Annotated in this window: 7 protein-coding genes; 3 read left to right on the forward strand and 4 right to left on the reverse strand. The window is 60.1% G+C overall.

Annotation, left to right across the window (positions count from 1 at the left end; all coding sequences use genetic code 11):
• The first annotated feature begins 116 nt into the window (after positions 1-116).
• The 3 genes from D109_RS0103010 (at position 117) to D109_RS0103020 (ending at position 3,052) form a co-directional block, all read left to right on the forward strand.
• On the forward strand, positions 117-1,055 hold the full coding sequence (locus tag D109_RS0103010) for an AraC family transcriptional regulator (protein WP_017475619.1): 939 nt from the start codon (positions 117-119) through the stop codon (positions 1,053-1,055).
• A gap of 120 nt (positions 1,056-1,175) precedes the next feature.
• Positions 1,176-1,787: an FMN-dependent NADH-azoreductase gene (locus tag D109_RS0103015; RefSeq protein ID WP_017475620.1), complete on the forward strand. Its 612-nt coding sequence runs from the start codon at positions 1,176-1,178 to the stop codon at positions 1,785-1,787.
• Between the two features lie 227 nt (positions 1,788-2,014).
• Positions 2,015-3,052, forward strand: a complete 1,038-nt coding sequence (locus tag D109_RS0103020; protein ID WP_026077749.1) for a dienelactone hydrolase — start codon at positions 2,015-2,017, stop codon at positions 3,050-3,052.
• On the opposite strand, the gene D109_RS0103025 is transcribed toward D109_RS0103020, so the two are convergent.
• From D109_RS0103025 to D109_RS0103045, 4 genes are all read right to left on the reverse strand, one after another.
• Positions 3,046-4,230: an MFS transporter gene (locus D109_RS0103025; protein ID WP_017475622.1), complete on the reverse strand. Its 1,185-nt coding sequence runs from the start codon at positions 4,228-4,230 to the stop codon at positions 3,046-3,048. The genes D109_RS0103020 and D109_RS0103025 overlap by 7 nt on opposite strands.
• Positions 4,231-5,223: 993 nt before the next feature.
• The gene (locus D109_RS0103035; RefSeq protein WP_008436174.1) at positions 5,224-6,813 is read right to left on the reverse strand and encodes an ABC-F family ATPase; all 1,590 of its coding nucleotides are present in this window, start codon (positions 6,811-6,813) and stop codon (positions 5,224-5,226) included.
• Between the two features lie 20 nt (positions 6,814-6,833).
• A complete protein-coding gene (locus D109_RS0103040; protein ID WP_017475624.1) occupies positions 6,834-8,027 on the reverse strand; it encodes a tyrosine-type recombinase/integrase in 1,194 nt (397 codons plus the stop codon).
• Between the two features lie 187 nt (positions 8,028-8,214).
• Complete coding sequence (locus tag D109_RS0103045) at positions 8,215-8,436, reverse strand: hypothetical protein (protein WP_017475625.1); 222 nt, start codon at positions 8,434-8,436, stop codon at positions 8,215-8,217.
• Positions 8,437-8,581: the final 145 nt, after the last annotated feature.

The raw sequence follows: 8,581 nt of genomic DNA on the forward strand, positions 1-8,581 counted from the left end.
CTGACGTCGGCAAATCCACCCCAAAATACAGCGGTGAGCAAGCTTGCGCCTACGGTTGCCTGGCCAGTGAAGCACCGACGGGTTACCTTTTGGTTTTCCCCGAACAGTGCATTCCAATGAGCCTCGAACATCCACGTACCCGCCGAATCGTCGAGCTGATGGGACAGTTGGCGCCCGTGGAGGGTTACAACCTGACGCCGCTGGATGACGTGCGTTTCCTGCGCTCCAATCGGCCCCTGGCGCGGGTTCCGGTGCTTTACGACCCGGGTATTGTGATCGTATGCCAGGGCCGCAAGCGTGGTTACCTGGGCGAGGACGTCTACGTTTACGACGCCCAGCACTACCTGGTGGTGTCGGTGCCGGTACCCTTCACCATGGAAACCGAGGCCAGTGAAGCAGAGCCGATGCTCGCGGTGTATTTGCGCCTGGATTTCAACCTGGCCGCCGAGCTGATGCTGGAGCTCGACGCGTTGGCCCCGCAGCCCGACGCCAGGCCCAAGGGCATGTACGCCTCGCCGATGGATGACAAGCTCAGTGAGTCGTTGCTGCGCTTTCTGGAGGCGATGAGTGTGCCAGTGGACGCGCGGGTGCTCGGGCCGACCCTGATGCGGGAAATCTACTACCGCATCATCACGGGCGAGCAGGGCGGTTCGATGCGGGCTGCACTGAATCTCCAGGGGCAGTTTGGCAAGGTGGCCCGGGCGATTCGCAAGATCCACGCGTGTTATGCGCAGCGCCTTGACGTGGAAACGTTGGCCAGGGAAGCAATGATGAGCGTGCCGAGTTTTCATGCGCACTTTCGTACGGTGACCGACACCTCGCCGATGCAGTACCTGAAGTCGACACGCTTGCACCAGGCGCGGTTACTGATGCTGAGGAGTGACATCAGCGCCGCCACGGCCTGCGCCAGGGTCGGGTATGAGAGCGCTTCGCAGTTCAGCCGCGAGTTCAAGCGGTTTTTTGGCCGCACGCCCCATGAAGAGATTGGCTGGATGAAGCGTACCTACGCGTTGCCGGCGCCCACGAGCGGGTCGATCTATGTCTCGTCACATTAGGATCACTGTCCTGTCAGTGGGACAAACAATCGCATTCTGCCCGACTAATCGTTGATTGGATTCATCTGTAGGCTTAGTTCCATTCCGTCGCCAAAGGCGATGCTTACTTGGAGATGAACCATGAAACTGTTGCATATCGATTCCAGCATCCTCGGCGACAACTCGGTTTCCCGTCAGTTGAGCGCCGGTGTCGTCAAAGCCTGGCAGGCAGCGGAGCCGGGTGTCGAAGTGGTTTATCGTGACTTGGCCGCTGACGCCATCAACCACTTCTCCGGTGTCACCCTGGGCGCCCTGGGCACTGCCGCCGAATTGCGCGATGCCGTGCAAAAACACGAAGCCGACCTGAGCGCTTCCACCCTGGCCGAATTCCTGGCAGCAGACGCCGTAGTGCTGGCTGCGCCGATGTACAACTTCACCATCCCGACCCAACTGAAAGCCTGGATCGACCGCATTGCCGTCGCCGGCCAGACGTTCCGTTACACCGAAGCCGGCCCGGAAGGCCTGTGTGGCGGCAAGAAAGTCATCATTGTTTCCACCTCCGGCGGCTTGCATGTGGGCCAGCCGACGGGCGCAGCCCACGAAGACTACTTGACCGTGCTGTTGGGGTTCCTCGGGATCACCGACATCGAGTTCGTCCGTGCCCACGGCCTGGCTTACGGTGACGAGGCCCGCACCAAGGCAATGAGCGACGCCCATGTATTAATCAGCGACCAGTTGTTCGCTGCAGCGTAAGACTTGTGTAAATTTTGCTGTTCCTCGATATCAATCTGAATCGAGGCGCCTAAACTCTGTATTCTGCTCGCCTGAAAAGCGAACGGAGTACGGAGTTTTTTCGTTTACCCGCTGTCACTACTTTGGCCCAGGTTATGCACGCATGGGTAAACCCTGCCAGTCCGAGCGCCTGAACCATGGATATTTCAATAGCTACGCGGGCTTATGCAACAAAGGTGGACATCCTCATGATGCGTCTTTGTGCCGTCTTGGTTCTTTCTCTGCTCGGTGGCCTGATTTCAGTGCAAGCCGCGCCCGCACCGCACCCCCATTGGAGTGTGGGCTTTCATCGGATGACGTTTCTCGATCCGCTGGATCTTCAGCCGATGAAGGCCGTCGCGTTCTATCCGTCCACTGACCAGGAACACATCACCAAGGTGGGCGCCTATCACATCGCTGCCACTGAAGATTCGAAAATCGCCATTGGCCGTTTTCCGATGTTGATGCTGTCCCATGGCAATACCGGCACACCCCTGGCCCTGCACGACCTCGCGACCTCTCTGGCGCGTAAGGGGTTCGTCGTGGTGGCGGTGCTGCACCCTGGCGACAACTACAAGGACCACAGCCGCCTGGGGACCTTGAGCAACCTGTATGGGCGGCCGATCCAGATTTCCGAAGCCATCACCGCCACCCTCGGCGACCCGATGCTGTCGCCGTTCGTCAACGTCGACCAGGTGGGTGTCATCGGCTATTCGGCCGGCGGCGAAACCGCGCTGATCCTCGCCGGTGCCAAGCCGGACCTGGACCGCCTGCGCCGCTACTGCCAACAACGCCCTGAAGACCGCGACGCGTGCACCACCAAGGGCGAACTGATCGTCGACCGTGACGATTTGCAACCACAGGCCGACCCGCGCATCCATGCGTTGATGTTGATGGCGCCGCTGAGCCTGATGTTTGGCCGCCACACCCTCGCCGACGTGCATGTGCCCGTGCTGCTCTACAGCGGCGACGGCGACAAGCTGGTGGCCGTGGACAAGAACGCCGAGGCCCTGGCGCGAAAGCTGCCGGAGCCACCGGACTTCAAGCTGCTGGCCGGGGCAGGGCACTTCGTGTTCATGGCGCCTTGCGATGAGAGCCAGTTGGCCGCGATGCCCGCCATGTGCACCGATGCCGACGGGGTTGACCGTGAAAGCATTCACCGCGACCTGATCTCCGAGGCCGGGCGGTTCTTCAATCACACCCTTGGGCAATCCACCCGGGCGGGCTTGCAGACGGCGGATCAGTAAGCGCGGCGCTTGAGCAGCAACGTCAGGCCCAGGCCGGTGACGGAGAGCAAAGCGGCGCAGAAGAAGATCCACGAATAGCCCAGGTTCAACGCCACCGCGCCCATCACCGGCCCGGCAATGGCCAGCGCCAGGTCAAAAAACACCGCATACGCACTCAACCCGGCGCCCCGGCTGCTGTTGGGCACTTGCTTGATTGCCTCCACGCCCAGCGCCGGGTACACCAGGGACAAGCCAAAGCCGGTCAGCCCGGCGCCGATCAGGGCCACGCCGGTGGACGGTGCCAGCCACAGCAGCGTCAGCCCGAGGGTTTCGATGGTCATGCAGGCAATCGCCGCCGTGAAGCCGCCGAAGCGGTTGATGGCCGTGATAAACACCAGGCGTGACAGGATAAAGCACACGCCAAATACCGTCAGGCACCAGGCGGCGCCGATCCAGCCACGGCTCAGGTAGTAGAGGGTGATAAAGGTGGTGAGGGTGCCGTAGCCAATCGATGCGAGACACAGGCTGGCGCCAAACGGTGCGATACGTCCGAGTACCGCCCAGAACGGCAGCCGCTCGCCGCGCACCACGGGCACCGAAGGTTTGTTGCGAATCAGCAGCAGGCCCAGGGCGGAAAGCAACGTGAGGGCGATGCCGAGGCTGGTGTAGCCGTAATCGGCAACCATCACCACCCCAAGCGGTGCGCCAATGGCAATCGCGCCGTAGGAGGCGATGCCGTTCCAGGAGATCGAGCGCGCGGTGTGTTCGGCGCCGACTGCGCCCATGCACCAACTGATGGTGCCGACGCCGATCAGGCCCTGCGCCACCCCCAGTAATAGCCTCCCGACAATCAAGATGCCGAGGCTCAGCAACGGCAGGCTTTGCACCAGCGTGGCGATAAACGTCAGCACGCCGCTCAGCAGGATTCCGCTCAAGCCCAGCACGATGGCGCGCTTGGTGCCCACATTGTCCGACATGCGCCCGGCCATCGGGCGGCTGAGCAGCGTGGCCAGGTATTGCGAGCCGATGGTTATCCCGGCGATCACCGCGCTGAAGCCCAGCTCGCCGTGGACATAGCCGGGGATTACCGCAATCGGCAGGCCGATGCAGATAAACGCGATAAAGGTGTAGAAGACGATGGAGACGATCTGCAGGGTGATCGACAAGGAGCTGGGGGCGGCGGGCTGTGGGGCAGGCATGGGGACTCGTTCGCGGGCGGCGGTGAGTGCATCATGGCAAGGGCATGGGGTAAAAGGAAGCAGGCTAACTATATTGGGTGTTTTTGAAGGGGTGTGTATATCCGTTATTTAGGTAACGGCCGCTATTGGTTCCGCTCTTACAGCGGCTCACTTTTGAAGAGCGCAAAAGTAAGCAAAACGCTCTTGCCCCACCGCTCGGCACCTCGCCTAGGCTCGGTGTGCTCACTCCGGCTTTGGACCGTGGGCCGCCGTCATGGGCCATCCCTGGCCCAGGACGGCTAACCTGGAGTCCTGCCAGGTTACCCACGCTCCAAAGCCTGCGTTCGGCCAGCGTGGTTTAACGGGGCGCCTAAGATCAAGATCAAAAGCAAGATCAAGAGCACAGCGGCCTACCGGCCGGCTTGAGTGTGGTGAAGCAACAGCCAGATCAAAAGCTAAAGCGGGCACGATTAAATGTGGGAGCTGTCGAGCTTTAGCGAGGCTGCGAAGGCGGTGGCATGGTCGATAAAGAGGTTGCCTGACCCACCGCTATCGCGGCCTCGCTGGGGCTCGACGGCTCCCACAGGGTTCGGGGGAAGTCTGGGAGTTGTGTGTTCGGTCGCAAGTACTTGGGTTGCGTACATCGAATGTGGGAGCTGTCGAGCTTTAGCGAGGCTGCGAAGGCGGCGGCATGGTCGATAAAGAGGTCGCCTGACACACCGCCATCGCGGCCTCGCTGGGGCTCGACGGCTCCCACAGGGGGCGGGGGAAGTCTGGGAGTTGTGTGTTCGGTCGCAAGTACTTGGGTTGTGGACATCGAATGTGGGAGCTGTCGAGCTTTAGCGAGGCTGCGAAGGCGGCGGCACAGTCGATAAAGAGGTCGCCTGACCCGGCCTCGCTGGGGCTCGACGGCTCCCACAGGGGGCGGGGGAAGTCTGGGAGCGCCAACTCCAACCGCAAAAAAAGCCCCATCACACTGGACGGGGCTTTTGCATTTCAAACAACTGGCAGTGCTTAGAAAACCACACCCTGACTGCGCAGGTAATCGTCATAAGTACCGCTGAAGTCGATCACACCACTCGGGCTCAGCTCGATGATGCGAGTGGCCAGGGACGAGACGAACTCACGGTCATGGCTGACGAAGATCAGCGTGCCCGGATAGTTCTCCAGCGCCAGGTTCAGCGCCTCGATGGATTCCATGTCCAAGTGGTTGGTCGGTTCGTCCATGATCAGCACGTTCGGCTTTTGCAGGATCAGCTTGCCGAACAGCATGCGGCCTTGCTCACCACCGGAAATCACCTTCACCGACTTCAGGATCTCGTCGTTGGAGAACAGCATACGGCCCAGGGTGCCGCGAACCACTTGTTCGCCTTCCTTGGTCCAGCGGCCCATCCAGTCGAACAGGTTGGATTCGTCTTCGAAGTCCGACGCGTGGTCCTGGGCGTAGTAGCCCAGTTCAGCCGCGTCGGTCCACTTGACGGTCCCGGCGTCCGGGGTCAGTTCATTAACCAGGGTGCGCAGCAGGGTGGTCTTGCCGATACCGTTCGGGCCGATGATCGCCACGCGCTCGCCGGCTTCAACCTGGAAGCTGAAGTCCTTGAACAGCGTCTTGCCGTCAAAGCCTTTGGCCATGCGATCGACGATGACCGCCTGGCGGTGCAGCTTTTTGGTCTGGTCAAAGCGGATGAACGGGCTGACGCGGCTCGATGGCTTGACTTCGGCCAGCTGGATCTTGTCGATCGCCTTGGCGCGGGAGGTGGCCTGCTTGGCTTTCGAGGCGTTGGCCGAGAAGCGGCTGACGAAGGATTGCAGCTCGGAGATCTGCGCTTTCTTCTTGGCGTTGTCCGACAGCAACTGCTCGCGGGACTGGGTCGCCACGGTCATGTATTCGTCGTAGTTGCCCGGGAACAGACGCAGCTCGCCGTAGTCCAGGTCGGCCATGTGGGTGCAGACGCTGTTCAGGAAGTGACGGTCGTGAGAGATGATGATCATCAGGCTGTTACGCTGAGTCAGGATGTTTTCCAGCCAGCGGATGGTGTTGATGTCCAGGTGGTTGGTTGGCTCGTCGAGCAGCAACACTTCCGGATCGGAAAACAGCGCCTGGGCCAGCAATACGCGCAGCTTCCAGCCGGGTGACACTTCGCTCATCGGGCCATTGTGCTGCTCGATGCCGATACCCAGGCCCAGCAGCAATTCGCCAGCACGGGATTCGGCGGTGTAGCCGTCCATCTCGGCGAAGTCGGTTTCCAGCTCGGCCACGGCCATGCCGTCGTCTTCGGTCATTTCCGGCAGCGAGTAGATGCGATCGCGCTCGGCCTTGACCTTCCACAGCTCTTCGTGACCCATGATCACGGTGTCGAGTACGGTGAATTCTTCGTAGGCGAACTGGTCCTGGCGCAGTTTACCCAGGCGTACGTTCGGCTCGAGCATGACCTGGCCACCCGACGGGTCGAGGTCGCCACCGAGGATTTTCATGAAGGTCGACTTGCCGCAACCATTGGCGCCGATCAGGCCATAACGGTTGCCTGCGCCGAACTTGACCGAAACGTTCTCAAATAGCGGCTTGGCGCCGAACTGCATGGTGATGTTAGCTGTGGAGATCAATTACTTTACCTATCAATAGCTTAGGGTGCGCTTATTTGAGCTGGGACCAATTTGGGACCAATCTGGAGCTTTTCCATTTCGCTCCAGTCCGAGCTTGAGTTGATCCAACGCGCATAAGTCGAGAGCAGCATCTGCACACTATGGCCGAGCTGCTGGGAGATGAAGGCGGGGTTCATGCCAGACATAATGCATATTGTCGCATAGGTGTGACGACAGTTGTATGGCGGCCGACGACGGATATTCAGAGCTTTCAGAGTCGGAATCCACTGCTTGTGCAGGTCAGATGTCTGTTTCACGTACTCCGAGTTCTTTGACGGCGGGAAAATGAAGGGCGTTTCCAGCACTTTCCCTTTGCCTTTTTTCCGACGCTCCGCGTACTCCCTGGCAAATTGCAGGGAGTGCATGGCCCGGTCATTCAACAAAACGAATCGGTCTCCGCCGGTTTTCGTACGCTCCACCACTTCCCCCAAGGCGATCCCGCGACACACGTGGGCCGTCCTCTTCTCTTCGTCAACCGCATCCCAGCGCATCGCCAGGGCTTCGGATAGGCGCATTCCCGTAAAAAACACAAATTCAAAAAAGGCCGCATAGATCGTGCTCGGCCAGTGACTATGCTCGTACATTTTGGCGATGATCTGGTTCGCCTCGTCCAGGGTGAACGGGTCGATTTCCTTCTTACTGCGCTTGGGCAGCTCCAGGATCGCCGCCGGGTTCTTCGGGATCAACTCCTCGGACACGGCGGAGTTCAGTATTGTCGACAGCTTCGAGATCGCGTTGCGCTTCACCCCTGGCGACTTCCACTCCCTGGAAGCCATAACCCGGCGGAGCAGCGTGGTTGTGATCAGATCGATCCGCACAAGGGCCAGCCCGGGCATCCAGTATCTGTTTAGCGCTCCCTTGTAGTTCCCCTTCGTGCCGGCCACTACCTCACGGCTATCCAGCCAGAGTTGAGCGTACTCGCCGAAGTTGATCTTCCCGCCGGCGACGTTGCTGGAACTGGGGAATAGCTCGGCGTACTTGTCGTCGTCGAGCAGCCCCAGCTTGATCAGCCCCTTTACCTGATCAACAACCTGTGAGGCTGATTTGATTCCTTTCTGTGTCGCGGGATAGGGGAGCGTTTCACTGCGCCGGCTGCCGTTCCACGTAAATCGGATGCGGATCGATCCGTGGTGGAGGTCCATTCCTGCGGGCAGACCCACTGACTTTCGAGCCATTCGTAATATCTCCTGATGCTGTAGATGATCCTGCTGCCATGCTTATTCCAGACGCCAAGAGGTATCTGGTTCCTGGCGCGCTTCGAGCGCAGCGCCGCAATGGTGGTGCCGAGAATTTCGGCCATTTGCGCCTCGGGGATCTTGTCACCTGTGACGCCATCTTTGAGTTGTTCTGCCGCTGACATACCTACCTCCCGCCGGCCGTAGTGGGCCGCGCTGTCTTGATGATGTGAACGATGAAACCGAAGGTGATCAGCAGCCAGGCGCAGGTGCCGACGAAGGCGTAGAGGATGTCGGCTGTTTTCCCGTCCTCAAGAAGGCATGGGCCGATCCAAAAGAACCAGCAGCCGCTGCCGACCAGGTACAGCAGAGCGCCCAGCAGGATCAGGGTGAGTTTGATTGCGAACATGGGGTGTCCTTGCCGCGCTGAGCGGCTGTCGGAAATATTTGATAATCATTATCAGTTGAGAGTATCTTTGCCGCGCTCACCCAGCAGGAGAGGCTCTTTACCGGTCTATGGATGGCGAGGCTAACCCTGCTGGGTGAGCACCTCG

The sequence above is a fragment of the Pseudomonas sp. PAMC 26793 genome (assembly GCF_000313235.1).
Taxonomy (GTDB): Bacteria; Pseudomonadota; Gammaproteobacteria; order Pseudomonadales; family Pseudomonadaceae; genus Aquipseudomonas; species Aquipseudomonas yamanorum.

Bases quoted from the DNA above. Each gene is read 5' to 3' on its own strand.
- D109_RS0103040 (WP_017475624.1), bottom strand. From the start codon at position 8,027: ATGGCTCGAAAGTCAGTGGGTCTGCCCGCAGGAATGGACCTCCACCAC.
- D109_RS0103025 (WP_017475622.1), bottom strand. From the start codon at position 4,230: ATGCCTGCCCCACAGCCCGCCGCCCCCAGCTCCTTGTCGATCACCCTG.
- D109_RS0103020 (WP_026077749.1), top strand. From the start codon at position 2,015: ATGATGCGTCTTTGTGCCGTCTTGGTTCTTTCTCTGCTCGGTGGCCTG.
- D109_RS0103045 (WP_017475625.1), bottom strand. From the start codon at position 8,436: ATGTTCGCAATCAAACTCACCCTGATCCTGCTGGGCGCTCTGCTGTAC.
- D109_RS0103010 (WP_017475619.1), top strand. From the start codon at position 117: ATGAGCCTCGAACATCCACGTACCCGCCGAATCGTCGAGCTGATGGGA.
- D109_RS0103015 (WP_017475620.1), top strand. From the start codon at position 1,176: ATGAAACTGTTGCATATCGATTCCAGCATCCTCGGCGACAACTCGGTT.